Here is a 23,256-nt window from a genome sequence, read left to right as displayed (position 1 = left end):
CGTCCCCGGCCTCTGCCCCAAAGGACTATCTGCGATACTGCAGACTGGTGTATTCACCCGATTGGGGGAGGACAACGCGGTTATTCATGCATCACAAGGTGTTCTTGCCTGCGTGGAGACTGCCGTGCGCCCGCTTCAAACCCTCCTCGTTCTCGCCGCCGCGACCGTCGTCGCCTGTCCCGGCCTCGCCGATGACGTTGCCGGAAGCGCCGACAACCCGCTGGTCGGCCGCTTCACGGGAGCGTCGATCATCTACTACACGGCGGTCGCAGACGATGAAGCGTCGCTGCTGATCGCGCCGCACGACTATGGGGCGCTGCTCAATCGCAATGCACTTGCCGACCGCAGCGGCCAGGAGTGGCTGAACGTCGAAGGCAAGGTCACCAGGATCCGCTACGAGATGGCCCCCGGCCACGGCGCGCTCGAAGTGAGCAAGAGCTACCGCGCGGCGCTCGAGGCCAAGGGCTTCGCCGTGCTGTTCGAGTGCGCCGACGCCGCCTGCCTCACCGGCTCGGTGACCGACGACTACGCGCTCGGGCTGCAGCTCGACAGCGACAATTCCGACAGCATGCGCTACGGCACGCATGTCCGCTATTTTCTCGCCGCGCTGAACGCCGATGTCACCTCGATGCCGCCGGCACCGGACACGCCGATGTTCGACCCGGGCGCGCCAACCGATCCCAACGTTGCGCCGATGGATAGCACGAGCGCCGGCCCATCCCCCGACATGGTCGGACCGGGTACACGGGCGACCGCGCCCGACGCGCAAACGGATGCCAATGAGTCAATCGATCCGTTCACGGCTTTCGACAATGCGCCGGGTGCGGTCGGGCCGGGAGCGGCAAATCCCGACGTAGCCGCCGATCCCGGCGGGCCTGGCGCCCCGGGCCCCGCCAGCACGCCTTTCGTCACCGCCGCCGCCGCTGCGGCACCGGTGGGCAGCGCCAGCGCGATTTACGTCGCCATCCTTGTCGGCGAGGACCAGGGGCTCACGACCGCCTTTGTCGAGATCGTCGAGCCACTACAGGCAGCGCCGCCGCAGGGCAATATCACCGTCGTCGATGCCGCGCAGATGGCGGCACAGCTCGGCGACAACGGCTCGGTCAACATCTACGGGCTCCACTTCGACACCAACAGCGCCACGCTGCAACCGGACTCTCGGCCGACGCTCGACCAGATCTCGCAGTTGCTGCAAAGCCAGCCGCAGCTCAGGCTCGCGGTCATCGGGCACACCGACAACCGCGGCAGCCAGAGCTACAACATGTCGTTGTCGTCACGGCGGGCGCAGAGCGTCGTCGCGGCGCTGGTCAGCGACTATGGCATCGACAGCAGCCGTCTGCAGCCCTCCGGTCGCGGCTTCTCGCAACCCGTTGCCAGCAACGACACCGACGAGGGCCGCGCCCAGAACCGACGAGTCGAGCTGGTCGCCCTGCCCTAGCGCCAGATGCTCGCCTGGCTTCACATCGGCAGCGAGGCGTCCCGCGCCAGGCGGACCAGGTCCTCGCGCCGGTGCCGCCCGGTCTTGGTGAAGAGGTTGCGCATGTGCGTCTTGATGGTGCTCGGCGCCAGCGCCAGCGCCAGCGCCGTTTCGCGGCTCGACCGACCCGAGGCGGTAAGCTCAAGCACCCGGCACTCCATCGGGGTCAAATCGTAGAGGATGGCAAGTGCGTCGATGGGCAAGGGCACCTGGCCACCGGTATCGGCGACGAAGATTGCCGCCACCGCATTGTCGGATGCGCCAGTGCGACGGGCGCGCTGGCGCAGGGGCAGCACGTGCAGGACCACAGGCGTGCCATCGCGGCGCCTGCCTGGAACCCCGATCCCGCACCGCCCCATTTCCGCCTCGGGCCCAGCCGCCGTCCTGACGGCAAGTTCGAGCTGGCCGAGCACCAGAGCTGGGCTCAGCTCCATTCGACCGTGATTGATACGGACGGCGTCGCCGCTCTCCAGCATCCGCTCCGCGGCGGGATTGGCGTATACTATCGTCATATCGGCTTCGACCAGCATCGCGGCCGACGACGTCGAGGCGAGCGTCGCTTCGAAGGTCGCGGCCGCACCGACCGCCATGTCGAGCAACCGGCCGATCTGCACGGCGCGACGCAGATGCGGGGCCAGCATCCGCAGATCGTCGAGTGTCTCCGCCTCGATCGGCGGGCGGCTTTCATGCACGCCGAACCCAACATACGCCATCGTCCGGCGATCATTGGCGAGCGCGATGCTGACCTGGTCCACCAGGCCCAGTGGCTTGTACCACTCCACGTAAAACCGGTTTTTCTGCCAATTGGCCGGGAAAAAGCGGCTCAGCAGCAGGGGTTCTTCGATGGCCGCGTTGGCCACCGTGGCGCTGCCGCCCCAGATATCGAGCGTCTCCGCCCCGTATTGGACGATGCTTGCAACGTAGGGCGCAGGCACATTCACGGCGACATTCACGACAGCTTCGCCGCCGGGCAGCTTCTGCACGCCCATCAGCGCCTGTTCAAAGCGGTACTCGCGACGAATGGCATCGATGGCGGGCGCCCACAGCGCCGGATCGATGACGGCGTCATAAATCCCCCCGACCAACTCGTTGTAACGCGTCGTCGGCATGCAGCAATCCCCAAGCCCATCGGGATACTGACCAGCCAGAGCGAAGAAGCAAAGCAAAAAATGACAACCGACAGTATGTTGCGTCCCTCGCCCGCCGATGTTGCTGACCATCGAAGGGAGGATTGAATGTGCATACTGGCCCTGCTTATGGCCGCGGCGCTGCTCTTCAATACAGCGGCAATCGCCCAGGATGTCGTGTTTCTCGAGTCGGCAAAAATGCACTGGATGACTATGTCGCGCTGACGGCAAGCACGGCCACGCTCGGCAAGAAATCGTCCGGCACCGAAAAGCTCGATGGGCGCATCATCTGGCATCCAGCGCTCAACGGCCACAAAGGCATTCTCCTCGCCAGCTTCGAGTCCGTCGTCAGGCCCGGCGCATATCTGCGCGCCACCCGAGATGGACCGCTGTAGCGCCCGGTGATGGCACGGCAGAGTTCGCCGATGACGCCTCGTTCAAGCTGACCTTCAACAACGGCGGCAGCTTCGTCCTGGAATCGATCGGGCACCCAGGCTTGTTTCTTCGCCATCGCGGCGCAGCTCTCGCCCTCGAGCCCTCCGACGGATCGGCAGACTTCAGCGCCGATGCCAGCTTCTTTAGAATCTCATTTGATAGTCGATAGCGCCGGACACCCCAATTATTTGACCCGACGAAGCCTGCCCACTTCTAGCCAGCCTTGTCCGCGAGACTGGTCGTCAGGCGAGTTCCGCTCGACCAGAACATGACCCTAGTTGTTCAGTCCCGAAGTCAGGTGGGTTGGATCGCGTGTAAAGCGGTCTGGCTCTGTGGTCCATGCCTGCAGATAGCCTCGTATGGGGTGAGGCCGTTTAGGGTCTTGAGGCGTTTGGCGAAGTTGTAGGCGTCGAGGAAGGCTGAGAGTGGGCATCGAGCTGTTGGCGGCTGCTGTGGTGGTAGCGCCGGACGGTGGCCTCCTTGAGGGTTCGGTTCATGCGCTCGACCTGGCCGTTGGTTCACGGATGGTCGGGCTTGGTGAAGCGACGCTCGATGCCGTGTTCGAGGCAGACGCGGTCGAACATATGGATGCAGTAGCGGGCCGTTGGTCCTGGAGTGATGCTGGATGGCATCGCCGAACTGGACGCCGTTGTCGGTGAGCACGGTGTGGATGCGGTGAGGGACGGCTTCAGCAGCGTATGCTTGCGGAAAGCGACGACCGCGGCCTCCTCGGTGGTCAGCACCGTGGAGCGAACCACCTTCGGGCCCATCGGAGCATCGTGCACGAAGGCGGGCCGTGGCCGCTGTCCATGTCGTCGGTCCAGCCATGGTCGGTGGATGCATCATGGAGGTTGTGTGGAGGGAGTCGGCGCCGGCCGTTGCCGGTTCGACACCGGCGCTGTGGCACCGAACAAAACCGCCGACACGAGAGCGAGCGGAGCCCCTGGCCACAGAGTTGAGCGGGCGAACTCTCGTGCTATGGTCAGTCGTCCAGCCGGCCGTGACGGTGCGTCGGATCGGCCAGCGTCTCGATCACATGACAGGCCGCGACCGTGCCCGTGTGCTCGCAGTGATCGGCCATCCGCTCCAGCTCGCGCTCCAACGCGCGCAGCCGCGAGATGCGCTCGCGTACCTCGACCAGCCGGGACCGTGCGATCGCGTCGGCTTCGCTGCAGGACTGCTCGGGATGATCCTGGAGCGACAGCAACGCCTTGATGGCTCCGACGTCGAATCCGAGTTCGCGCGCGTGCCGGATGAACGCCAGCCGCTTGAGATCGTCGCCATCGTAAAGACGTCGGTTGCCTTCCGTGCGGGGCGGCGTCGGCAAGAGTCCGATCTGCTCGTAATAGCGGATGGTCGGGACTTTCACGCCGCTCTGCTCGGAGACTTGACCTATGGGGAGTGTGGTCATTGTTGCACTCACGAGATTGTGGACCTGTCGGGTAGATAGGCTCTTGCTTCTCTAGTGACTAGAGGACCTATCTGGGGCGGGATCAAGACGAAAGGTCCCAGAAATGCCCGAACTGACCAGCCGCTTCCGCGTCGAAGGCATGGATTGCGCTGCGTGCGCGACCAAGATCGAGAATGCGGTGGGCCGTCTTCCGGGTATGGACGAGGCGCATGTCTCGCTGGCGGCCGGTACCCTTCGTGTCAACCACGGCGACGCCTTGCCAGCAGGGGCGGTCGAGCAGCAGGTCAAGCGTCTTGGCTACGGCATCGCCAAGACCGCGCCCGGTCGGAGCAGCAACGCCAAGGCCGCGGCGACGGCGCCGCACGATCACGGCCACGACCACGATCACGGCCACGACCATGGGGATCACCATCACACCCACGACAACGCGCCCAGCACGACCGAGGCCGTCGATGAACACCTCGACCTGGGGGCGGGACCGTGGTGGCAGAGCAAGAAGGCGATCCAGGCCGGGATCACCGGTCTCGCGATGGTTGTGGCCTATGGCGTATCGCTGGCGGTTCCGTCGATCGGGCACTGGGCCTTCATCGCGGCGCTGCTCGTCGGCCTGGTTCCGGTCGGACGGCGCGCCATCGCTGCAGCAACAGCCGGGACACCGTTCACCATCGAGACCTTGATGACCATCGCTGCCGTTGGCGCCGTGATCATCGGCGCGACTGAAGAAGCGGCGACCGTCGTTCTGTTGTTCCTTGTCGGCGAGCTCCTGGAAGGGGTGGCGGCCAGACGGGCGCGCTCCAGTATCAGCGGCCTCACCTCGCTCGTGCCGAAGGTCGCTCGCCTCGAAGAGAGCGGCAGTACTCGTGAAGTCCAGGCGGACACCCTCAAGGTCGGCAGTGTCATCGTGGTGCGTCCCGGCGACCGCATTCCGGCCGATGGCGAGATCCTCGACGGCACCGGTGCGGTGGACGAGGCCCCGGTGACAGGCGAGAGCGTTCCGGTTCGCAAGGCTAAGGGAGATCAGGTCTTCGCCGGGACGATCAATGCCGATGCCGTGTTGCGCGTGAAGGTGACGGCCGCCGCTGCCGACAACACGATTGCCCGTGTGGTGAAGCTGGTCGAGGAGGCGCAGGAGAGCAAGGCGCCGACCGAGCGGTTCATCGACCAGTTCTCGCGCTGGTACACGCCGGGCGTGCTTCTCGTCGGTGCGCTCGTCGCGATCATCCCGCCGCTATTCTTCCAACAGGGCTGGGGCGAGTGGGTCTACAAGGGCCTTGCCGTGCTTCTGATCGGTTGCCCGTGCGCGTTGGTGATCTCCACACCTGCCGCAATCGCCGCGGGGCTCGCGGCCGGCGCAAAGCGTGGACTGCTGATGAAGGGCGGAGCCGTCCTCGAGCAGCTGCGCAAGGTGACCATGGTGGCTCTCGACAAGACCGGCACTCTGACTGCCGGCAAGCCCGAGGTTACCGACATCGTCGGCGTCGGCATCTCGGAAAAGCAGGTGCTTTCGCTCGCCGCGACGCTAGAAGAGGGATCGAGCCACCCCTTGGCCCTTGCCATCCTCGCTCGCGCCAAGGCTGACAACGTGCCTGTACCGCCCGCTGCGGACGCCAAGGTCCAGCCTGGTCGCGGAGTCACCGGCCGTGTGGGCGGCGCTGCCGTCGCCGTGATCTCGGGCAAAGCAGCCGAGGATCAGCTCGACGACGAGCAGCGCCAGCAGATCGAGCAGTTCGCAAGCGACGGCAAGTCGGTGTCGGTCGTTACCTCGAACGACAAGATCGTTGGGCTGATCGCGATGCGCGACGCAGAGCGCCCCGACGCAAAGACAGGTCTGGCCGAGCTGAAGGATCAGGGCATTGGCATCGTCATGCTGACAGGCGACAACGAGCGCGCAGCCAAAGCCGTCGGGAGGGACCTCGGTATAGATGTACGTGCCCAGCTCTTGCCCCAGGACAAGCAGACGATCGTCAAGGAGCTTCAGTCGCAAGGCAAGATCGTTGCCAAGGTCGGCGATGGCATCAACGATGCGCCCGCACTTGCCGCGGCCGACGTCGGTATTGCCATGGGTGGCGGCACCGACGTGGCGTTGGAGACAGCCGATGCCGCGGTGCTTCATGGTCGTGTCGCCGACATCGCCGGGCTGATCAACCTGTCGAAGGCGACGATGGGCAACATCACGCAGAACATCACCGTCGCGCTTGGGCTCAAGGTGGTCTTCCTCGTGACCACGCTGATGGGAATCACCGGTCTGTGGCCCGCCATCCTTGCGGACACCGGCGCCACGGTGCTCGTCACTGCCAACGCCATGCGACTTCTCGCGTGGAAGCCAAAGGGAACGTGACCCCTGAGCCGGCCTTGGGTTCGCGTCGCTGTCGGTGGGCTTCTTGCCCGGGGGCATCGCTGGCGACACAGCGGCGCGCGCAGTGTTAAAAACCATCGCGGCGTCGTCTGATCGGGAATCCAGGTCGCCCCTTTGATACCCATTATGATGCCATCGAGGCCGGCATCGCCAATCCGCGCGACCCAGGCCTCAAGGAACGCGTTGATCTCGCCAAGCTGCAAATTCGCGATGGCGCGACGGTACTTGAGTCCCTGCGCAAACGCAGCACCGCCCACGCCGAGCTGTCCCCCGTTGCGGTACGGGCTTCTCGTCCGGAATTCGGCGGCGGCTGCATGACGCTGATCCCGCCTTTCGGCGGATCTGGCTGCACATGTTCGTCAGCAAGGTCACGATTGGCGGTGACCGCATCCGTATCTCCGGCCCAAAAGATCAGCTCTTGAAAGCCGTTTCGAACGGAGAAAACTCGGCGCGGGAAATGATGCCCAGCTTTGCCCGAGAATGGCGCGCCCGAAGAGATTCGAACTCCTGACCCCCAGATTCGTAGTCTGGTGCTCTATCCAGCTGAGCTACGGGCGCGTGGCTTCGCGGGGCCGTGCGGCCGGAAGCGCGCCACCCATATAGAAGGCGGCCGGGGCGGTCAAGCGAGGCGGAGGGTGGCCGGCAGGGCGATGTCGAAGCGCGTCCCCGGATCGAGCGGCACGTAGTCGAGGGTGCCGCCATGGGCGGCCACCAGCTCGCGGGCGATGGCGAGGCCGAGGCCGGTGCCGCCGGCCTTGGCCGAGCCCTCGAAAGCGATGAACAGGTTCTCCCGCGCGCGGGGCGGCAGGCCGGGACCGTTGTCGGCGACGCCGATGACGATGGTGCCGGGGCCTTCGGTGAAGGTCACCTCGATCCTGGGGTCGGCGATCCTGTCGGCAGCCGCCTCCAGCGCCTCGCGGGCATTCTTGATCAGGTTGACCAGCACGCGGGCCAGTTGCTCGGGATCGACCTTCAGCGAAACGCCGTCGGGCACCGCGTTGCTATAGGCGATATCGGGGTGGCGCATGGCGCCGGCGTCGATCGCCGATTCGTCGACCAGGGCGCGCAGATCGACCGGCACCGGGCGCGGCGGGGTGCCGGCCTCGCGGCCGTAGTCGAGCACGGATTCGGCGAAGGCGACGGCCTTGTCGATGGAGTGCAGCAGGCGCGGGGCGAGGCGCTGGATCTTGGGGTCGTCGAGCGCCACCACCTGGTCGGACAGGAGCTGCGCCGAGGTTAGCGTGTTGCGCAAATCGTGGTTGATCTTGGCGACGGCGAGACCGAGGTCGGCCAGATGGCGGCGCTGGCGCAGCATGGAGAAGATATCGGTCTCCATCGCCGCCAGCTCGTTCTCGACGATGCCGATCTCGTCCTTGCGGCGGGTGGGCGAGATGATCAGCGAGGCATTCTCCGGCGCCATGCGGTAGGCGACCATGTTGCCGGTGAGCCGCCGGATCGGGTCGATCAGCAGCCGGCTGACGAGGATGTAGAGCACGCCGGCGGTGAGGATGGCGATGATCAGCGAGATCAGAACGATGTTCCACGAATAGCTGAGCAAATCGGCGTGCAGCGGCCCCTCGTCCATGATCACCTCGACCTCGGACTGGGCGTCGCCGCCATCGGAATTGCCGACGATGCGCAGGATGCGGTCGCCGCCATGTGTCAGCGTGTCGAGCGCCCCCATGATCAGCGTCGGATAGTCGGTCTGGCGCATGTCGACGGTCACTGCCTGGCGCGGCATCGGCTTTTCGTCGAGCTCGATGAGCTGGCTCTGGCCGTTGCGGCGATAGACCAGGGCGATGGCGCCGGCCGAATGCAGAAGATTGTTGGTCAGCATCTTGGGCAGGTCCATGGCGTCGGGCACCGCGTCGAGCACGCGCGCCGCGACGATGCCGACGCGCAGGCGGTCGTTCAGCCAGGACTGGCGGTAATTGCCCGCCGAGGGGAGGTAGATCACCACTTCGACCGCAAGGATCACCAGGGTGATCGTGGCGATGAGTTTGACCGAGAGCCCGGAAAACGGCCCGGGCATGGCGCGGGGCTCGCTTGTCATCTTCCGCCCTCCTTACCCAAAAAGCCTTAGGGCAACAAGCGGTTGAAGCCGAGCCGGCGGCCGAGCGCGCGAGCCTGGGCGCTGCCGGCGAAGGCCTGCTCGCCGAGCGCGCGCACGATATCGGCATAGCTCGGATGCGGCGCGGTGACCTCGATGAGGCGGGAGGCGTCGAGCTGCAAGGCGATGGCGGTGGCGAAGATCGCCGCCAGCTCGGCGGCGCCCGGACCGACGATGCCGGCGCCGAGCACCTTGCCGGAGTGGGCGACGATGAGCTTGACCACGCCCATGCCGTCGCGCTCGGCGCGAGCCCGGTCGTTCTCGGCAAAGCCGGCGCGCAGCACCGTGAAGCCGGATTTGAAGCGGGCGCGGGCCACCGCTTCGCTAAGGCCGATCTCGGCGATGGGCGGATCGGTCAGGAGCAGCCGCGGGATGGCGGCGGGGTCGTAGCGCGAGGGCTGGTTGAGCAGCGCGGCGCGGACGACGAGATCGGCCTCGAGCGCATTGAGATGCGGCGCCGGCGCGTGGCCCGCCGCCTCGCCCACGGCGTAGATCCGCGGATTGGTGGTGCGCAGCGACTGGTTGAGCGACAGCGCGCCGGGGTCGGATTTCGAGCGGCGGACATGGGCGGCGTCGAGCTGCAACGCCTCGAGATTGGCCGCCCGGCCGGTGGCGACGAGGATGTGCGAGGCATCGAGGGTGAGCGGCTCCCCGGCGGTGCGGAGGACGACGCCGATGCCCTGGGCGCGGGCCTGGATGGCAACCACGCCAGCGTTCTCGTAGAGCTTGACGCCTTCGTCGCGCAGGCGGCGGAGGGCGATCTCCGCCAGCTCCGGATCGGTGCCGGGGAGCGCCGTGCCGGCCTCGACGATACTGACCTCGCAGCCGAGGCGGTTGTAGCTGAGGGCGATCTCGACCCCCAGCGGGCCGGCGCCGATGACCACCAGATGGGTGAGCTTGCGGGTATTGTCGAAGATGGTGTCGGAGGTGAAGTAGGGGACCGACAGGAGCCCCGGAATATCGGGCAGCAGCGGGCGGGCGCCGGTGGCGATGACGAAGCGGCGGGCGCGGATGTCATGGTCGCCGGCACGCACCGTGCGCGGGTCGGCGAAGGCGGCGGCGCCCTTGACGATGTCGATGCCCAGGGCGGCGATGCGGGCTTCGGAGGCCTGCGGGGCGGCGCGGGCGACCACCTCGGCGATGTGGTCGTGGACCTTGCGGAAGCTGACCTTGGGCGCCTCCTCGGGATAGACGCCGAAGGCAGGGCTGGTGATGGCCAGCGCGGTGCGCCGGGCGGCGGCGGCCAGGGCCTGCAGCGCCAGCGATCCCGAGCGCAGGGAGGCGCCGCCGAACACGGATTTTTCGACGATAGCGACGCTGGCGCCGAGGCGCCGGGCGGCTTCGGCCACGGCGAGGCCGGAGGCGCCGGCGCCGATCACGCACAAATCGGGTGTCAAAACGCTCGCCAATCCAGCCCCTTAGCGCCGCAAACGCAGGATCGTCCCGGTTCTAGAGCAAGGCGGGCAAAACGCCAAATCCGGGAGCAGCCTGCCGCGCCGATTGCCTCCCGATTTCGAATAGGCGACATATGCCGGGTCGCGGCCGGTCCCGGCGCGACAAACGAGGCCGGGGGCCCCGATGGTCACAAGGTTCGTTGCAAGACAATTGTCCTGGCCGCGCGGCATGGCCGGCTGGTTGACGCGGACGCTGATGAACCGGGGCAATGCCGGCCTCAACAGCCTCGCCCTCGAAGTCCTCGCTCCAACGCCCAAAGACCGGGTGCTCGAGGTCGGTTTTGGCGGTGGCGTGCTGCTGCGGCGCCTTGTCGGCCAGGCAGGCTTCGTCTGCGGGGTGGACAGGTCGGCGGACGCCGTTGCGGCCGCGCAACGCCGCTTCGCGGCGGCAATCCGCGCCGGCAATGCCGAATTCAAGCTCGGCACGGTGGAAAACCTTCCCCTCCCGGACGCCGCGTTCGACGGGGCCGTAAGCGTCCATACGGTGTATTTCTGGAGCGACCTGCCGGCCGGCAGCCGCGAGCTGGCGCGCACCCTGCGGCCCGGCGGCCGCGTCGTCCTCGGCTTCCTCCCCCGGGACCAGATGGACAAGCTGCAGATGCCGGCAGACGTCTTCACGCCGCGGACGCCGGACGACATGCTCGAGGCCCTGACGGGCGCGGGCTTTTCGAGCGCCGAGCTCCGCCGCCGCGAGGGCAGCCCATGGCTCGCGGCGACGGCAATCCGGCGCTAGGCGGCGAACGCATGCCGGATACCGGGCGCGGCTGGCCGGATGCGTTGACTTATAGGGCTCGTTTCAGTATAGCCGCGCGCAACCTGCCCCGCGTGACGGATCGGCGTTTGCTGGCCTAAAGCGGCGTGGCACCGATCTAGCGCAAGTGACGAGCACAGAGGACCGCGCCCGGCGTGGTGTAAGACTATGAAGCGTACGTACCAGCCGAGCAAACTTGTGCGCACCCGCCGCCATGGCTTCCGGGCCCGCATGGCGACCAAGGATGGCCGCAAGATCCTGAACCTGCGCCGCAAGGTCGGCCGCAAGAAGCTCTCGGCCTAAGGGACGGGCCGCATGACGGCCGCCCCCCAGAGCAACGGATCGCTCCGGCGCCTCCGCAAGCGGGCGCAATTCCTCAATGCGGCCAAGGGCCGGCGCGCCGGGCGCAGCGCCTTCTCTCTGCAGGCCGCGACGGTGGCTGCCGCCGACGCCGGTCTCGGCTTCACCGTGACCAAGAAAGTGGGCAACGCCCCCGAGCGCAACCGCATCAAGCGGCGGCTGCGCGCCGCCGCCCGGGCTTGCAGCCCGCAGTTCCGGCCCCAACATGACTACGTGCTCGTCGGCCGCCGCGAGGCGCTGGGCGAACCCTTTGCCAAGGTCGTCGCCGACCTTTCTTCCGCCATAGCCAAGGTGCACGCCCAGCCGCGTGACACGAGGATCTGAGACAGAATGAACGAGTCCAACCGCAACATGATTATCGCCATCGTGCTCAGCGTGGTGGTGCTGTTCGGGTGGCAGTTCTTCGTGGCCGGCCCGCAGATGCAGAAGGCGCAGCAGCAGGCCGAGCTGGCGGCGCAGCAGGCGTCGGCGGCCAATCCGGGGCTCGCGACCTCGACCACGGCGCCCAACGGCGCCACCGCCGCTACGCCGGCGGCGACCGCGACCAGCGCCACCGGCGGCAAGATCTACACCGACCGCGCGCAGGCCATCGCCGCCACGCAGCGCGTCGCGATCGACACCCCTGCCCTCAAGGGCTCGATCAACCTCACCGGCGGCCGCCTCGACGATCTCGAGCTCAAGAAATACACCGAGACGGTCGACCGCAATTCGCCGATCATCACCCTGCTGTCGCCCTCCGGCGTCGAGACCGAGCAGGGCCTGCCCTACGCCTATTATGTCGAGCAGGGCTGGGCGCCGGCCAATGGCAGCTCGGTGAAGGTGCCCGACGGCAGCAGCGTGTGGACCGCCGACGGCACCGGCACGCTGACGCAGTCGACGCCGGTGACGCTGAGCTGGGACAATGGCGCCGGCCTCGTCTTCCACCGCAGCTTTGCGGTCGATGCCAACTACCTGTTCACGGTGACCCAGAGCGTCGAGAACAAATCGGGCGCCGACGTGCAGCTCTTCCCCTATGCGCGCGTCATCCGCGAGGGCACGCCGCACGTGCAGAACTTCTTCGTGCAGCACGAAGGGCCGGTGGGCGTGCTCGGCTCGAACAACCAGATTTCCAAGAAGTACACCGATCTGCAGGGCGACAAGCAGATCCGGCTCGACAACACCACGGGCTGGCTCGGCTTCACCGACAAATACTGGGCGACGGCGGTGATCGCCGAGCCGGGCACGCAGATCAACGCGCAGTTCACCTATCTCAAGCCCAACAACATCGACCAGTACCAGACGAGCTTCGTCGATACGACGCCGATGACCATCGCCAATGGCGCGACCGCCGAGAACAAGAGCTACGTGTTCGCCGGCGCCAAGGAAGAGTCGGTGATCGCCTCGTATGAGAACCAGTACCATTTCGACCGGCTGGAGCTCCTGATCGACTGGGGCTGGTTCTTCTTCATCACCAAGCCGATGTTCTACCTGCTGCGGTTCCTCTACGGGTTCCTGGGCAATTTCGGCCTCGCGATGCTGACGCTGACGGTGATCGTCAAGGCGCTGTTCTTCCCCCTCGCCAACCGCTCCTACGCCTCGATGGCGGCGATGCGGCGGGTGCAGCCGGAGATGAAGGAGATCCAGGCGCGCTTCAAGGACGACCGCGCCGCGCAGCAGCAGGCGATGATGGAGCTGTACAAGCGCGAGAAGATCAATCCGCTCGCCGGCTGCTGGCCGGTGCTGGTGCAGATTCCGGTGTTCTACTCGCTCTATACCGTGATCTTCATCAGCCTCGAGATGCGGCACGCGCCGTTCTTCGGCTGGATCCAGGACCTCGCGGCGCAGGACCCCACCAACATCTTCACGCTGTTCGGGCTGATCCCGTGGGACCCCACGGCGCTGCCGCTGGTCGGCGGGCTCGCCCATCTCGGCATCTGGCCGCTGATCATGGGCGCCACCATGTGGGTGCAGATGCGGCTCAATCCGCAGCAGGCGGACCCGACGCAGCAGATGATCTTCAACTGGATGCCGGTGATCTTCACCTTCATGCTCGGCACGTTCCCGGCCGGCCTCGTGATCTACTGGAGCTGGAACAACTTCCTCAGCATCTGCCAGCAGTACTTCATCATGAGCCGGCACGGCGCCAAGGTGGATCTGTTCGGCAACATCCTCACCTCGCTGGGCCTCAGGAAGACCAAGACCAGCTCGACCTGACGCGCGGCGGCGGATGGACGGGATCACCGTCATCACCAGCCGGCGCAGCGGTGCGGGGCACCTGTTCGCCCTGTTGCGCAATTTCGAGGCCGTCGCTCCCAGCGACGGCCTTTTTGCCGACGGGGGGCAGGACGCCGGCGGACGGATCGACCTGTTCGAGCTCGAGGCGCGGGCCGGGCAGAAAAGCCTGATCGTGCTCAAGGCGACGCCCGCTCTGGCGCGCGATACGATCGAGGCCGCCCTGCTCGGCCGCCCCGGCATGCGGGCGGTCTTCGTCCTGCGCCGGCAGATCGACACCTATGTGTCGCTGGTCAAGGCGACGGCGCTCGATGCCTGGCGCGACACCGATCTGACGCCGGTCCGGGTGAAGCTCGATGCCGGGCATTTCGCAAGCTGGCTCGACGAGCAGGAGGCCTGGTACGCGCACTGGAAGAGCTGGCTCGAGCGGCGGGCCCTGCCGGCGCCGGCGCTGCGCTACGAAACGCATCTGACGCTGCCGCCCGACGCCGTGCTGCGCCGCTTTGCGGCAACGGCGGCGCAGCTCGGCATCTCGCTGCGCATGCCGGCGGCCCTGCCCTTCGCCGGGCTCCGGCAGCAGGACCGCGAAAAGGCGGTGGCGCTCAAGGTGAAGAACTGGCCGGAATTCTCGAAGGCGCTGGTCGGGCGCGGCATCGAAAAGCGCGCCTTCGGCTATCCGGTGTAGAGGTTCGACAGGCCGCGCTTCTTGGCTATGCTGCGTGGCGGGTTCGAGCGGGAGGAGGCGGCATGGCAGGCAACCAGCGCGTCTATGCGATGAGCGTTGCGAGCGTCTATCCGCTCTACGTCGCCAAGGCCGAAAAGAAGGGGCGCAGCAAGGCGGAGGTCGACGAGATCATCGCCTGGCTGACCGGCCATACGCCGGCATCGCTGCACCAGGTGCTGGCGACGGGCACGAGCCTCGAGGCGTTCTTCGCCGAGGCGCCGGCGCTGAACCCGGCCCGGTCGCTGGTCACCGGCGTCGTCTGCGGCGTCCGCGTCGAGGACATCGCCGAGCCGACGATGCGCGAGATCCGCATCCTCGACAAGCTGATCGACGAGCTGGCCAGGGGCAAGGCCATGCACAAGATTCTCAGAGCAGCGCCGGAATGACGGCGCGGCGGGTCGCCGGATAGTCCGGGAAGGTCCGCCGGTACCAGGCGTGGTGGCTGAGGGCGCGCGGGATCAAATTGGCGGCGGTCCACACGGCAAAGCTCAGCGCCGGCAGGTTCCAGCACATCAGGGCAAAGCCCGACCACTGCACGATCTCGCCGAAATGGTTGGGACACGATATCCGCTCGAACAGGCCGCCGCGCGGGACGGCATACCCCTGCCCGCCGTCGGCCCGCAGGCCGATGAGCCGGTTGTCGGACCACAAATTGATGCCGGCGCCGGCGACGAAGATCACGAGGCCGGCGATGAAGCGGGGATCGCTCAGCCAGGCGGTGGGATAGACCGCGCCGAACCAGCCGAAATAGAGCCCGTTCAGCCCGGCATTGACGACGTTGAACGCCGCGGCGCTGCCGACGATGGCCAGCGGGATGGTCTTGCCGCGGGTACGGGTGCGCCACGGAAAGATCAGGCTGCGGTTGACGTAGTGCGCAACCCACAGCGCGAAGAACACCCACATCGGGGCGGTCTTGCCATTGGGGCCGGCGAGAAACAGGCCGGCGAACACCAGCAGCGACACCAGCTCCATCAGGCACCAGCCGAGCTGGTTGGAGATCGAGGGTCCCCAGCCGGCGCGTACGTGCCGGCCATAGGGCGCCGCCATGCGCAGTTGCGTGGGCACGATGGCGAGGGCCAGCAGCGTCCAGACGATGGCGGCAATGTCGAGGGCGGTCATCGCGGCGGCTCCGGTGCAGGGATTGCGGCCGCAAGCTTACGAGGCCAGGGCCGGAGTCGTCCATGCCATCCGGCACCGGCCGTCGCTGGGCCATGACAGCGGCGAAAATTGCCCGTATGTGAGGCGCCATGAGCGACGATCTCGATCTCGAAGCCGGGCGGCTGCTGTTTGCACGGCCCTTTGCCTTCATCAAGGGCTGCGTGCGGATAGCCGATCTGCCGCCGGCGGACCGGGTGGAGATCGCCTTTGCCGGGCGCTCCAACGTCGGCAAGTCGTCGCTGATCAATGCGCTGACCGGAACCCGCGACCTGGCGCGCACCTCCAACACCCCGGGGCGGACGCAGGAGCTCAACATCTTCGAGGGCGCCGAGGGCAACCTCAGGATCGTCGACATGCCGGGCTACGGTTTCGCCCAGGCGCCGCGCGACAAGGTGCAGGCCTGGACGCGGCTGATCCACGCCTATCTCACCGGCCGGCCGAACCTCAGGCGCGTCTATGTGCTGGTCGACGGACGGCATGGCCCCAAGGCCAACGACCTGACGGTGATGAACGAGCTCGACAAGTCCGCGGTGAGCTACCAGATCGTTCTGACCAAGGCCGACAAGCCGAGCGTCGGCGAGCTGCAGGAGGTCGAGGCGGCGACGCGCGCCGCCATCGCCAAGCGGCCGGCGGCGCATCCCGAGCTGATCGTCACCTCGTCGGAAACGAAGTTCGGCATCGACGTGCTGCGGGCCGAGATCGCGCAATTGGTGGCGCACTGACCGTCCGCAAGCGCGTCCGATCATCCAACCCCTCCGGGCAAATTTGAACCTCGCCTCTTGAGTGGCGTTACAGCCTGCATTGGCAAGCAAGGAGGATTTTCGATGCGCCAGTCGAAAGCTCAGAAGGCCACCACCGAACGGGTGATGCACGAATTCAAGCAAGGCGAGCTCAAGAGCAGCAGCGGGCAGAAGGTGAAGAGCCGCAAGCAGGCGGTCGCCATCGCGCTCAGCGAGTCCGGCTCGACCAACCGCAAATCACCGCGCAAGAACCGCGCGACGCTGAGCCGGACCAAGTCGAAGGAACGGCATGGCCGCACCGCCGAGGCCGAAAAGGAAGGCCGGTCGGCACAGCGCCGGACATTGGCCAAGGGCGCCGCGGGCGCTCGCCGGCGGCGCAGCACCGGCGCGTCGGGCCGGGTCAGCGGGCCGACCAAGGCCGAGCTCTACGAGCGCGCCAGGAAGCGCAACATCGAGGGCCGCTCGAAGATGAGCAAGGGCGAGCTGCAGCGGGCGCTGGGCGGCGGGCGGTAGCCGCCATGGATCGTGCGGCGACACTATATCCGGTGCTCGGGGCCCCCACCCCCGCCCCGCAAGGGGGAGGGGAGCCTGACTGAAACATCGCACTAGCGGCTCTATCGCCCCCCTCCCCCCTTGCGGGGAGGGGCTGGGGGTGGGGGCCACACCCACCGGGCCGGCGGGAACGCGCGCTAGCGCCCCTTGAGGAAGGCCCCGAGATACCCGGCCATTTCGGCGCTGTCGGATTTGCGCTGCACCGACTGGATGGCGGTTTCGATCAGCGCGTCGGGGGCCTTGCCCCGGCGCATCTCGGCCAGCGCGACGGTGTAGTCGTCGGTGAATTCGGGGTGCGGCTGCAGGCTCATGGTGCGGCCGTTGCGATAGGCCAGCCCGGCATTGGGGGTGAACTCGGAGGCGAGGAACGTCTCGGCCTCGGGCGGCGGGGCGATCACCTGGTCCTGGTGCGAGCAGGCGATGGCGAACTCCGGCAGGTCGCCGCCGATGGGCGCCGGCCGCGACTTCACCTCGTAGACGTGGCGGCCGAGGCCCCAGCCCTTTTCGGATTTGCGGACGTCGCCGCCCAGCGCGTCGGCGATGATCTGGTGGCCGAAGCAGATGCCCAGCATCGGCGTGCGGGCGGCATAGGCGCCGCGGATGAACTGGCGCAGCGGCTCCATCCAGCTCAGATGATTGTCGTAGACGCCGGCCGACGAGCCGGTGATCAGCACGGCATCGAGCGTCGCCGGGTCGGGAAGCGGCATGCCGGCCGACAGGCGCACCGTTTCGAAGGCAAGACCCTGCCCCGCGAACATACGGTGGAACATCTCGTTATAGGGGCCGAAGCGCTCGCGCAGCGGCTCCGGAACGTCGGTCGGCTGGATCAGCGTGAGTTTCAGCGGGGATGTCATGCGCAAACAAATGGCTCGCGCGATGGCGTCGCGCAAGCCGGTTTTCGCTGAATTCGATGTAAGCTTCAGGCGGCTTTCGGCTCGAATTTGAGCGCCAGTCCGTCCATGCAATAGCGCAGGCCGGTGGGCTTGGGGCCATCGTCGAACAGGTGCCCGAGATGGCCGCCGCAGCGGCGGCAATGCACCTCGGTGCGCTGCATGCCCAGCGAGCCGTCGTCCATGGTGGCGACGGCGTTGGGGAGCGGCTGGTAGAAGCTGGGCCAGCCGGTGCCGCTCTCGAACTTGGTCGAGGCGTCGAACAGCGGCAGATCGCAGCCGGCGCAGGCGAAGATGCCGGCGCGGTGCTCGTTGAGCAGCGGCGAGCTGCCGGGATATTCGGTGCCCTGGCGGCGCATGATGTTGAAAGCGTCGTCGCCGAGGATTTTCCGCCATTCGTCGTCGGTGTGGGTCACCTCGAAGTTGCCCGGCACCGGCTCGCCCTCGCCGGCGACGGCATTGCCGAGGAAGGTGGTGACATAGGGCAGAGCGGCGAGCCCGGCGAGCGCAGTGCCGCCCAGCAGCAGTGAACGTCGATTGAGCGAAGCCATGGTTCCCTCCGAAGTCGGTGCGCTTGGTCCGGAGGGTTTCACCGCTCAGGCGCGGCGAAACACTCCGGTCTTTGCCTGTCGCGTTTCCGAACCGGAAAACCGCAAGCACTTTTCCTGGAAACGCTCTACCACAAGATAGGACACGTGCGCTTCACTTGCCCGTGCGCCGGAGCGGCCCCCGGCGCACGACAAATCACATCTTCGGCAGCAGCACCTTGTCGATGACGTGGATGACGCCGTTCGACTGCATCACGTCGGCGATGGTGACGTTGGCGACAGTGCCGTTCTCGTCGGTGACGGTGACCTTGCCGTGGTCGGCCTTGAGCGCCAGCTTGCAGCCGCCGACGGTGTCGACCATGTGGGTGCCGCCGTCCTTCTTGGCCATCGCCGCGATGTCGGTGGAGAGCGCCTTGGCGGCGATCACGTGGCAGGTCAGGATCTTGACCAGCTTGGCCTTGTTCTCGGGCTTCAGCAGGTCATCGACGGTGCCGGCCGGCAGCGCCGCGAACGCCTCGTTGGTGGGGGCGAGCACGGTGAACGGCCCCTTGCCTTCGAGGGTTTCGACGAGGCCAGCCGCCTTCACCGCGGCGACCAGCGTGGTGTGGTCCTTGGAATTGACGGCGTTCTCGATGATGTTCTTGCTCTCGTACATCGGCGCCCCGCCGACATCGGGATTGGCGGCGTAGGCGGCGCCGAACGAGGTGGCCGAGAGCGTGAGGGCGAGCGCGACGGAGCGCAGCAGAGCGTGCTTCATTTTCTGACTTCCTTCCTTTGCGACCGGTATGGTTCCGGTTGCGACAAGCACAGCTACGGAAGGAGCGGCCCGGCGGTTTTCAGAAAATGCGCCGAGAAAAAATAAAGTCCGAACGGCGCTCCACAGTGAAACTTGTGATCGGCGCGATCCGTTCTGGCGCGCGGTCGGGGACCGGCAGAGGCGCGATTGGGCGGTATCGCCCGAGCCCCAAACCTCCGCCGGTCCCCTTGGCGCAATGCGTGTCGTTCGGACACAGCAATGAGACGCAGCGGACCGGCGGAGCCTTGGGTCGGCCCGACGAGAAATTTTCGGTGGGCGAGCAACGCCGCGCTAGATCGCCGCCGCCTTGCCGGCCGCCACCACCGGGCCGGTCGCAACGCCATGCGGCGCGCCGCCCTTGGGCTCGAGCGTGATCGCAAGCGTCGTGCCCGGGCCGAACCCGGCGAGGATGTCGGGCTTGACCGCCACATCCACCCGCCGGTCGATGGGGATGACGCCCATCGACTTGGCCGGAGCGTCGCCTTCGATCGCCCAGAGCTCGTAGTCCTTGCCGGGCACCGCCTCGCCGGAGAGTGTGGTCAGCCGCAACTGGCCGGTCGAGGCGTTGTAGAGCGCCACCACCTGCACATTGCTGCCCTGGGCGCTCAGCGCCGCCACGAGCTGCGCCGCGAAGGCGTTGGGGTCGGGGCGGGGCGTTGCGAAATTGAGGCCGATGGCGATGACGGCGATTGCCGCCGCGGCGGCGCTGAAGCTGCGCCAGAGCGGCAGCGAATTCCACCAGCCGGCGCGGCCGGCGTCAGCGAACAGCCGCCGCTCGATCCGCGGCCAGGCGTCGGCCGGCGCCGGGGTTTCGGCGAACTGCGCGTCGAGCGCGGCGAAGCGCCGACGCCACATAGCGAGCTCGGCGCGCAGCGCCGGATCGGCACGCAGCTCGGCGGCCACGGCGGCGTGCTCGGCGGCCGGCAGCACGCCGAGCGCGTATTCGGCGATACGCAGGCCGCCGGCCTCCTCATCCGTCCGTTCGCCGTCCGTGCTCATGCCGACAGGCACTCCCTGAGCTTCAGCAGGCTGCGGCGCAGCCAGGTTCGCATCGTATTGAGCGGCACCCGGTGGCGGGTGGCCAGCTCTTCGTAAGAGTAGCCGTCGAGATAGGCGCCGCGCACGGCGTCGGCCTTGTCGGCGTCGAGCTGGCCGAGGCAGTGGTCGATGCGGGAGCGTTCGCCGCGCCGGATGGCGGTCTGCTCGGGATCGGGTCCTGCATCGGCCACGTCGAGGGCCAGGTCGATGTCGTCGCCCGCGGGCTTGCGGGCGCGGAGCACGTCGAGGGCATGGTTGCGGGCCACCGCCACCAGCCACGAAATCGGACTGTAGTTTCCCGGAACGTAGCGGTCGGCGCGCTGCCAGATCTTGACGTAAACCTCCTGCAAAGCCTCGTCGGCCTCCGCGCGGTTCCTCAAGATACGCAGCGTCACGCCGTAGAGTTTCGCGCTGGTGCGCTGGTAAAGGGCGCGGAAGGCCTGGCGATCGCGCAGGGCGCAGCGCGCGATCAGGTCGGCGATTTCGGCGGCATCGCTCGGCATGGCGGGACCCTAGCCTGCCGGCCCGGCGCTGCCTATCCCCGCGCCGCCGGCGTTGAACCCTGTGTCATGCCGGGGGAAATCGCTTTTCTGCCACATCGGATGCTTTATAGGGTTGCGGCCAAGATGAGCACGAAACGAAAAATGCCGGATATCGAGTCGTTTTCGCGCGATGCCGCCGTCCTGTCGCAGGCATTGCCGTACATGCAGCGCTACGAGGGCAAGACCGTCGTGGTGAAGTACGGCGGGCATGCGATGGGCGACATCGCGCTCGGCCGCAATTTCGCCCGCGACATCGCGCTGCTCAAGCAGTCGCGCGTCAACCCCATCGTGGTGCATGGCGGCGGGCCGCAGATCGCCAGCATGCTCAAGAACCTCGGCATCGAGAGCAAGTTCGAGGGCGGGCTGCGCGTCACCGACCAGCGCACCATGGAAGTGGTCGAGATGGTGCTGGCCGGCTCGATCAACAAGGAGATCGTGGCGCTGATCAATGCCGAGGGCGAATGGGCGATCGGCCTGTGCGGCAAGGACGGCAACATGGTGTTCGCCAAGAAGGCCGAAAAGAAATTCAAGGACCCCGGCTCCAATATCGAGCGCGTGCTCGATCTCGGCTTCGTGGGCGAGCCGGTGGAGGTCGACCGCACCCTGCTCGACCAGTTGGCGCGCTCGGAGATGATCCCGGTGATCGCGCCGGTGGCGCCGGGCCGCGACGGGGCGACCTACAACATCAATGCCGACACCTTCGCCGGCGCCATCGCCGGCTCGCTGGGGGCCAAGCGCCTGCTGTTCCTCACCGACGTGGACGGCGTGCTCGACGCCAACAAGAAGCTCATTCCAGAGCTGACGATGCGGGACGCCAAGGCGCTGATCGCCGACGGCACGATCTCGGGCGGCATGATCCCCAAGGTCGAAACCTGCCTCGAAGCGCTGGAGAACGGCGTCGAGGGCGTGGTGATCCTCAACGGCAAGACGCCGCATGTGGTGCTGGTGGAGCTGTTCACCGAGCACGGCGCCGGCACGCTGATCGTCAGGTAGTCCATCAGCCGCAGCTCCGAGTGGAAAGGGCGCCCGTGGGCGCCCTTGTTTTTGCTCAGGCCTCGAGCGCCAGCGGCGCGCCGCGCGCCGGGGCGCGGCTGCTGGTGGCGGAGTCGCGTGGCCGCAGCAGGAAGATCAGGGCGACGACCAGGGCGAAGCTGACGATCTGGTACCAGGTGGCGGCGGCGGCGGAGCTGGCGAACGCCGCGTGTACGGCTGCCGGACCGGTCCGGAACAGGGTGCCGATGTCGCCGAGGCTGGCAAAGAAGATCTGGCCGACCAACGCCACGCCGATCGAGCCGCCGACCTGCTGGAACGCCTGCAGCGAGCCGGCGGCGGCGCCGGCATCGCGCGGCGGGATGCCATTGAGCACCGTCTGGAACAGGGCCGAGAAGCCGAGCCCGAGGCCGAGTCCGGCGAGCAGCAGCGGCGGCAGGAAGGACCATTGGTCGATGCTGTCGCCGAGCCGCGCGATGATGACATGCAGCCAGGCGATGCCGACGACCAGCATGGCGGCGGCGAGCGCCACGCGGGTGCGCAGATAGGCCGAGCCGAAGCGTCCGGCGACCAGCGAGATCAGCAGCACGCCCACCGAGAACGGCGTGTTGGTCAGGCCCGATTCGATCGGGGTGAGGCCGAAGCCCACCTGCAGCATGATCGAGACGACCATGAAGAAGCCGGGAATGCCCGAGGCGAAGATGGTGGTGATGCCGGCGCCGAGCAGGAAATTGCCGTTGGTGATCAGGCTGTAGTTGAGCAATTGCGGCCGGCCGAGCCACGCCATGCGCCGCTCCCACAGGACGAACAGCGCCAGCAGCATGGCGGCGACGCCCATCATCGCCCAGATCCACCAGGCCCAGCCGTAGCTGCGGCCCTCGATCAGCGGATAGACCAGGGCCAGCATGGCGGCGCCGAACAGGCCAATGCCGACATAGTCGTTGCGCAGCCCGGGATGGCCCGGCGGACGCGGGATGATGAACCAGCCGAGCACGACCGCGAGAATGCCCACGGGGACGTTGACCAGAAAGATCGGCCGCCAGTCGAGGCCCCACAGATCGGCGCCGATCAGCAGGCCGCCGACGATCGGGCCGGCCACCGCGGCAAGGCCCGAGGCGAGGCCGAACAGCGAGAACGACTGGCCGCGCTCTTCGGGCGGGAAGGTGACGGTGGCGATGGCGAGCACCTGCGGCGTCATCATCGCGCCGGCCAGCCCCTGCAGGGTGCGCGCGGCGATCAGCCACTCGATCGACGGGGCGAGGCCGCAGAAGGCCGACGCCGCGGAAAAGGCGCTGACGCCGAGGAGGAACATGCGGGTGCGGCCGACGATGTCGCCGAGCCGGCCGAAGGGCAGCAGCCCCAGGGCGAACGCCAGCACGTAGGCGGCGATCACCCACTCGATCTGGCTGGCGTCGGCGCCGAGGTTCTGCTGCATCGAGGGAATGGCGACGTTGACGATGGTCACGTCGACCAGGTTCATGAAGCTGGCGATCAGCAACACGGCAAGGGCGAGCCAGCGGCGCGGATCGGCCTCCGCCTTGCTCTGCGGCATGTGGAAAGTGGCAGTCATGGAAAGGCTCCGTGGT

The 23,256-nt window shown here is 67.2% G+C and carries 25 protein-coding genes, 1 tRNA gene and 1 pseudogene; 14 read left to right on the top strand and 13 right to left on the bottom strand.

Annotated features, from left to right (window positions below):
• Positions 1-124: 124 nt before the first annotated feature.
• Positions 125-1,438 carry an OmpA family protein gene (locus BGO82_RS20950; protein WP_291307562.1) on the top strand — a complete coding sequence of 438 codons (1,314 nt, stop codon included), beginning with the start codon at positions 125-127 and terminating at the stop codon, positions 1,436-1,438.
• Positions 1,439-1,458: 20 nt separating this feature from the next.
• Here the strand turns inward: BGO82_RS20950 and BGO82_RS20945 are convergent, their stop codons facing one another.
• Entirely contained in the window at positions 1,459-2,586 is a 1,128-nt protein-coding gene (locus BGO82_RS20945) for a helix-turn-helix transcriptional regulator (RefSeq protein ID WP_291307561.1), read from the bottom strand.
• A 122-nt stretch (positions 2,587-2,708) separates the two neighbouring features.
• Between BGO82_RS20945 and BGO82_RS20940 the strand changes: the two genes are divergently transcribed.
• Together BGO82_RS20940 and BGO82_RS21110 are read left to right on the top strand one after the other, a co-directional pair.
• Complete coding sequence (locus tag BGO82_RS20940; protein WP_291307560.1) at positions 2,709-2,999, top strand: hypothetical protein; 291 nt, start codon at positions 2,709-2,711, stop codon at positions 2,997-2,999.
• Positions 2,894-3,208: an AbfB domain-containing protein gene (locus BGO82_RS21110; RefSeq protein WP_366246987.1), complete on the top strand. Its 315-nt coding sequence runs from the start codon at positions 2,894-2,896 to the stop codon at positions 3,206-3,208. The genes BGO82_RS20940 and BGO82_RS21110 overlap by 106 nt, the downstream gene beginning before the upstream one ends.
• 105 nt (positions 3,209-3,313) lie before the next feature.
• Here BGO82_RS21110 and BGO82_RS20935 read toward each other — a convergent pair.
• Positions 3,314-3,827: pseudogene (locus BGO82_RS20935) on the bottom strand (integrase core domain-containing protein); the annotation flags it as partial.
• A gap of 194 nt (positions 3,828-4,021) precedes the next feature.
• Positions 4,022-4,450: a helix-turn-helix domain-containing protein gene (locus tag BGO82_RS20930; RefSeq protein WP_291307559.1), complete on the bottom strand. Its 429-nt coding sequence runs from the start codon at positions 4,448-4,450 to the stop codon at positions 4,022-4,024.
• 103 nt (positions 4,451-4,553) lie between these two features.
• Between BGO82_RS20930 and BGO82_RS20925 the strand changes: the two genes are divergently transcribed.
• Together BGO82_RS20925 and BGO82_RS20920 are read left to right on the top strand one after the other, a co-directional pair.
• Entirely contained in the window at positions 4,554-6,788 is a 2,235-nt protein-coding gene (locus BGO82_RS20925) for a heavy metal translocating P-type ATPase (RefSeq protein ID WP_291307558.1), read from the top strand.
• A gap of 370 nt (positions 6,789-7,158) precedes the next feature.
• Positions 7,159-7,317: a hypothetical protein gene (locus BGO82_RS20920; RefSeq protein WP_291307557.1), complete on the top strand. Its 159-nt coding sequence runs from the start codon at positions 7,159-7,161 to the stop codon at positions 7,315-7,317.
• Here the strand turns inward: BGO82_RS20920 and BGO82_RS20915 are convergent.
• The 3 genes from BGO82_RS20915 to BGO82_RS20905 form a co-directional block, all read right to left on the bottom strand.
• Positions 7,288-7,364: transfer RNA gene (locus BGO82_RS20915), tRNA-Arg, on the bottom strand. The two genes, BGO82_RS20920 and BGO82_RS20915, sit on opposite strands and share 30 nt — an antisense overlap.
• Before the next feature lie 61 nt (positions 7,365-7,425).
• On the bottom strand, positions 7,426-8,859 hold the full coding sequence (locus tag BGO82_RS20910; RefSeq protein ID WP_291307556.1) for a HAMP domain-containing sensor histidine kinase: 1,434 nt from the start codon (positions 8,857-8,859) through the stop codon (positions 7,426-7,428).
• Between the two features lie 26 nt (positions 8,860-8,885).
• Positions 8,886-10,325: an NAD(P)/FAD-dependent oxidoreductase gene (locus BGO82_RS20905; RefSeq protein ID WP_291307555.1), complete on the bottom strand. Its 1,440-nt coding sequence runs from the start codon at positions 10,323-10,325 to the stop codon at positions 8,886-8,888.
• A gap of 226 nt (positions 10,326-10,551) precedes the next feature.
• Between BGO82_RS20905 and BGO82_RS20900 the strand changes: the two genes are divergently transcribed.
• From BGO82_RS20900 to BGO82_RS20875, 6 genes are all read left to right on the top strand, one after another.
• Positions 10,552-11,103: a methyltransferase domain-containing protein gene (locus tag BGO82_RS20900; RefSeq protein WP_291307554.1), complete on the top strand. Its 552-nt coding sequence runs from the start codon at positions 10,552-10,554 to the stop codon at positions 11,101-11,103.
• 186 nt (positions 11,104-11,289) lie between these two features.
• The gene (gene rpmH, locus BGO82_RS20895; protein ID WP_291307553.1) at positions 11,290-11,424 is read left to right on the top strand and encodes a 50S ribosomal protein L34; all 135 of its coding nucleotides are present in this window, start codon (positions 11,290-11,292) and stop codon (positions 11,422-11,424) included.
• Between the two features lie 12 nt (positions 11,425-11,436).
• Positions 11,437-11,805 (top strand): ribonuclease P protein component, encoded by a 369-nt coding sequence (rnpA, locus tag BGO82_RS20890; protein ID WP_291307552.1) that lies wholly within the window; start codon positions 11,437-11,439, stop codon positions 11,803-11,805.
• Between the two features lie 6 nt (positions 11,806-11,811).
• Positions 11,812-13,674 (top strand): membrane protein insertase YidC, encoded by a 1,863-nt coding sequence (yidC, locus tag BGO82_RS20885; RefSeq protein WP_291307551.1) that lies wholly within the window; start codon positions 11,812-11,814, stop codon positions 13,672-13,674.
• 13 nt (positions 13,675-13,687) lie between these two features.
• Positions 13,688-14,377, top strand: a complete 690-nt coding sequence (locus BGO82_RS20880; protein WP_291307550.1) for a hypothetical protein — start codon at positions 13,688-13,690, stop codon at positions 14,375-14,377.
• A gap of 62 nt (positions 14,378-14,439) precedes the next feature.
• Complete coding sequence (locus tag BGO82_RS20875; RefSeq protein ID WP_291307549.1) at positions 14,440-14,802, top strand: DUF2200 domain-containing protein; 363 nt, start codon at positions 14,440-14,442, stop codon at positions 14,800-14,802.
• On the opposite strand, the gene BGO82_RS20870 is transcribed toward BGO82_RS20875, so the two are convergent.
• Positions 14,783-15,535 carry a DUF1295 domain-containing protein gene (locus BGO82_RS20870; protein ID WP_291307548.1) on the bottom strand — a complete coding sequence of 251 codons (753 nt, stop codon included), beginning with the start codon at positions 15,533-15,535 and terminating at the stop codon, positions 14,783-14,785. The two genes, BGO82_RS20875 and BGO82_RS20870, sit on opposite strands and share 20 nt — an antisense overlap.
• Before the next feature lie 128 nt (positions 15,536-15,663).
• On the opposite strand from BGO82_RS20870, the gene yihA reads away from it, so the two are divergent.
• Positions 15,664-16,296 carry a ribosome biogenesis GTP-binding protein YihA/YsxC gene (yihA, locus tag BGO82_RS20865; RefSeq protein ID WP_291307547.1) on the top strand — a complete coding sequence of 211 codons (633 nt, stop codon included), beginning with the start codon at positions 15,664-15,666 and terminating at the stop codon, positions 16,294-16,296.
• 102 nt (positions 16,297-16,398) lie between these two features.
• Positions 16,399-16,827, top strand: coding sequence for a DUF6496 domain-containing protein (locus BGO82_RS20860; protein ID WP_291307546.1), 429 nt, complete (start codon positions 16,399-16,401; stop codon positions 16,825-16,827).
• A 176-nt stretch (positions 16,828-17,003) separates the two neighbouring features.
• Here BGO82_RS20860 and BGO82_RS20855 read toward each other — a convergent pair whose 3' ends face one another.
• The 5 genes from BGO82_RS20855 to BGO82_RS20835 all read right to left on the bottom strand — a co-directional run bounded on the left by BGO82_RS20855 (position 17,004) and on the right by BGO82_RS20835 (position 20,641).
• Positions 17,004-17,720, bottom strand: coding sequence for a gamma-glutamyl-gamma-aminobutyrate hydrolase family protein (locus BGO82_RS20855; RefSeq protein WP_291307545.1), 717 nt, complete (start codon positions 17,718-17,720; stop codon positions 17,004-17,006).
• Between the two features lie 65 nt (positions 17,721-17,785).
• Complete coding sequence (gene msrB / locus BGO82_RS20850; RefSeq protein WP_291307544.1) at positions 17,786-18,307, bottom strand: peptide-methionine (R)-S-oxide reductase MsrB; 522 nt, start codon at positions 18,305-18,307, stop codon at positions 17,786-17,788.
• 193 nt (positions 18,308-18,500) lie between these two features.
• On the bottom strand, positions 18,501-19,061 hold the full coding sequence (locus tag BGO82_RS20845; RefSeq protein WP_291307543.1) for a fasciclin domain-containing protein: 561 nt from the start codon (positions 19,059-19,061) through the stop codon (positions 18,501-18,503).
• Positions 19,062-19,391: 330 nt separating this feature from the next.
• Positions 19,392-20,099 carry an anti-sigma factor gene (locus BGO82_RS20840; protein WP_291307542.1) on the bottom strand — a complete coding sequence of 236 codons (708 nt, stop codon included), beginning with the start codon at positions 20,097-20,099 and terminating at the stop codon, positions 19,392-19,394.
• On the bottom strand, positions 20,096-20,641 hold the full coding sequence (locus BGO82_RS20835; protein WP_291307541.1) for a sigma-70 family RNA polymerase sigma factor: 546 nt from the start codon (positions 20,639-20,641) through the stop codon (positions 20,096-20,098). The genes BGO82_RS20840 and BGO82_RS20835 overlap by 4 nt, the downstream gene beginning before the upstream one ends.
• 141 nt (positions 20,642-20,782) lie before the next feature.
• Here BGO82_RS20835 and argB point away from each other — a divergent pair, with 141 nt between their 5' ends.
• Positions 20,783-21,673 (top strand): acetylglutamate kinase, encoded by an 891-nt coding sequence (argB, locus tag BGO82_RS20830; protein WP_291307540.1) that lies wholly within the window; start codon positions 20,783-20,785, stop codon positions 21,671-21,673.
• A gap of 55 nt (positions 21,674-21,728) precedes the next feature.
• Here the strand turns inward: argB and BGO82_RS20825 are convergent, their stop codons facing one another.
• A complete protein-coding gene (locus tag BGO82_RS20825; RefSeq protein WP_291307539.1) occupies positions 21,729-23,240 on the bottom strand; it encodes a DHA2 family efflux MFS transporter permease subunit in 1,512 nt (503 codons plus the stop codon).
• Between the last annotated feature and the right edge of the window lie 16 nt (positions 23,241-23,256).

Source organism: Devosia sp. 67-54 (assembly GCF_001899075.1).
GTDB lineage: Bacteria > Pseudomonadota > Alphaproteobacteria > Rhizobiales > Devosiaceae > Devosia_A.
This window is presented reverse-complemented; position numbering and strand designations above follow the sequence as displayed.

Excerpts from the sequence above, each read along its gene's own strand:
- BGO82_RS20920 (WP_291307557.1), top strand. The coding sequence starts at position 7,159 with ATGTTCGTCAGCAAGGTCACGATTGGCGGTGACCGCATCCGTATCTCC.
- yidC (WP_291307551.1), top strand. The coding sequence starts at position 11,812 with ATGAACGAGTCCAACCGCAACATGATTATCGCCATCGTGCTCAGCGTG.
- msrB (WP_291307544.1), bottom strand. The coding sequence starts at position 18,307 with ATGGCTTCGCTCAATCGACGTTCACTGCTGCTGGGCGGCACTGCGCTC.
- rpmH (WP_291307553.1), top strand. The coding sequence starts at position 11,290 with ATGAAGCGTACGTACCAGCCGAGCAAACTTGTGCGCACCCGCCGCCAT.
- BGO82_RS20860 (WP_291307546.1), top strand. The coding sequence starts at position 16,399 with ATGCGCCAGTCGAAAGCTCAGAAGGCCACCACCGAACGGGTGATGCAC.
- BGO82_RS20880 (WP_291307550.1), top strand. The coding sequence starts at position 13,688 with ATGGACGGGATCACCGTCATCACCAGCCGGCGCAGCGGTGCGGGGCAC.
- BGO82_RS20855 (WP_291307545.1), bottom strand. The coding sequence starts at position 17,720 with ATGACATCCCCGCTGAAACTCACGCTGATCCAGCCGACCGACGTTCCG.
- BGO82_RS20910 (WP_291307556.1), bottom strand. The coding sequence starts at position 8,859 with ATGACAAGCGAGCCCCGCGCCATGCCCGGGCCGTTTTCCGGGCTCTCG.
- yihA (WP_291307547.1), top strand. The coding sequence starts at position 15,664 with ATGAGCGACGATCTCGATCTCGAAGCCGGGCGGCTGCTGTTTGCACGG.
- BGO82_RS20825 (WP_291307539.1), bottom strand. The coding sequence starts at position 23,240 with ATGACTGCCACTTTCCACATGCCGCAGAGCAAGGCGGAGGCCGATCCG.
- BGO82_RS20930 (WP_291307559.1), bottom strand. The coding sequence starts at position 4,450 with ATGACCACACTCCCCATAGGTCAAGTCTCCGAGCAGAGCGGCGTGAAA.
- BGO82_RS20875 (WP_291307549.1), top strand. The coding sequence starts at position 14,440 with ATGGCAGGCAACCAGCGCGTCTATGCGATGAGCGTTGCGAGCGTCTAT.
- BGO82_RS20925 (WP_291307558.1), top strand. The coding sequence starts at position 4,554 with ATGCCCGAACTGACCAGCCGCTTCCGCGTCGAAGGCATGGATTGCGCT.
- BGO82_RS20845 (WP_291307543.1), bottom strand. The coding sequence starts at position 19,061 with ATGAAGCACGCTCTGCTGCGCTCCGTCGCGCTCGCCCTCACGCTCTCG.
- BGO82_RS20835 (WP_291307541.1), bottom strand. The coding sequence starts at position 20,641 with ATGCCGAGCGATGCCGCCGAAATCGCCGACCTGATCGCGCGCTGCGCC.
- BGO82_RS20840 (WP_291307542.1), bottom strand. The coding sequence starts at position 20,099 with ATGAGCACGGACGGCGAACGGACGGATGAGGAGGCCGGCGGCCTGCGT.
- rnpA (WP_291307552.1), top strand. The coding sequence starts at position 11,437 with ATGACGGCCGCCCCCCAGAGCAACGGATCGCTCCGGCGCCTCCGCAAG.
- BGO82_RS20945 (WP_291307561.1), bottom strand. The coding sequence starts at position 2,586 with ATGCCGACGACGCGTTACAACGAGTTGGTCGGGGGGATTTATGACGCC.
- BGO82_RS20870 (WP_291307548.1), bottom strand. The coding sequence starts at position 15,535 with ATGACCGCCCTCGACATTGCCGCCATCGTCTGGACGCTGCTGGCCCTC.
- argB (WP_291307540.1), top strand. The coding sequence starts at position 20,783 with ATGCCGGATATCGAGTCGTTTTCGCGCGATGCCGCCGTCCTGTCGCAG.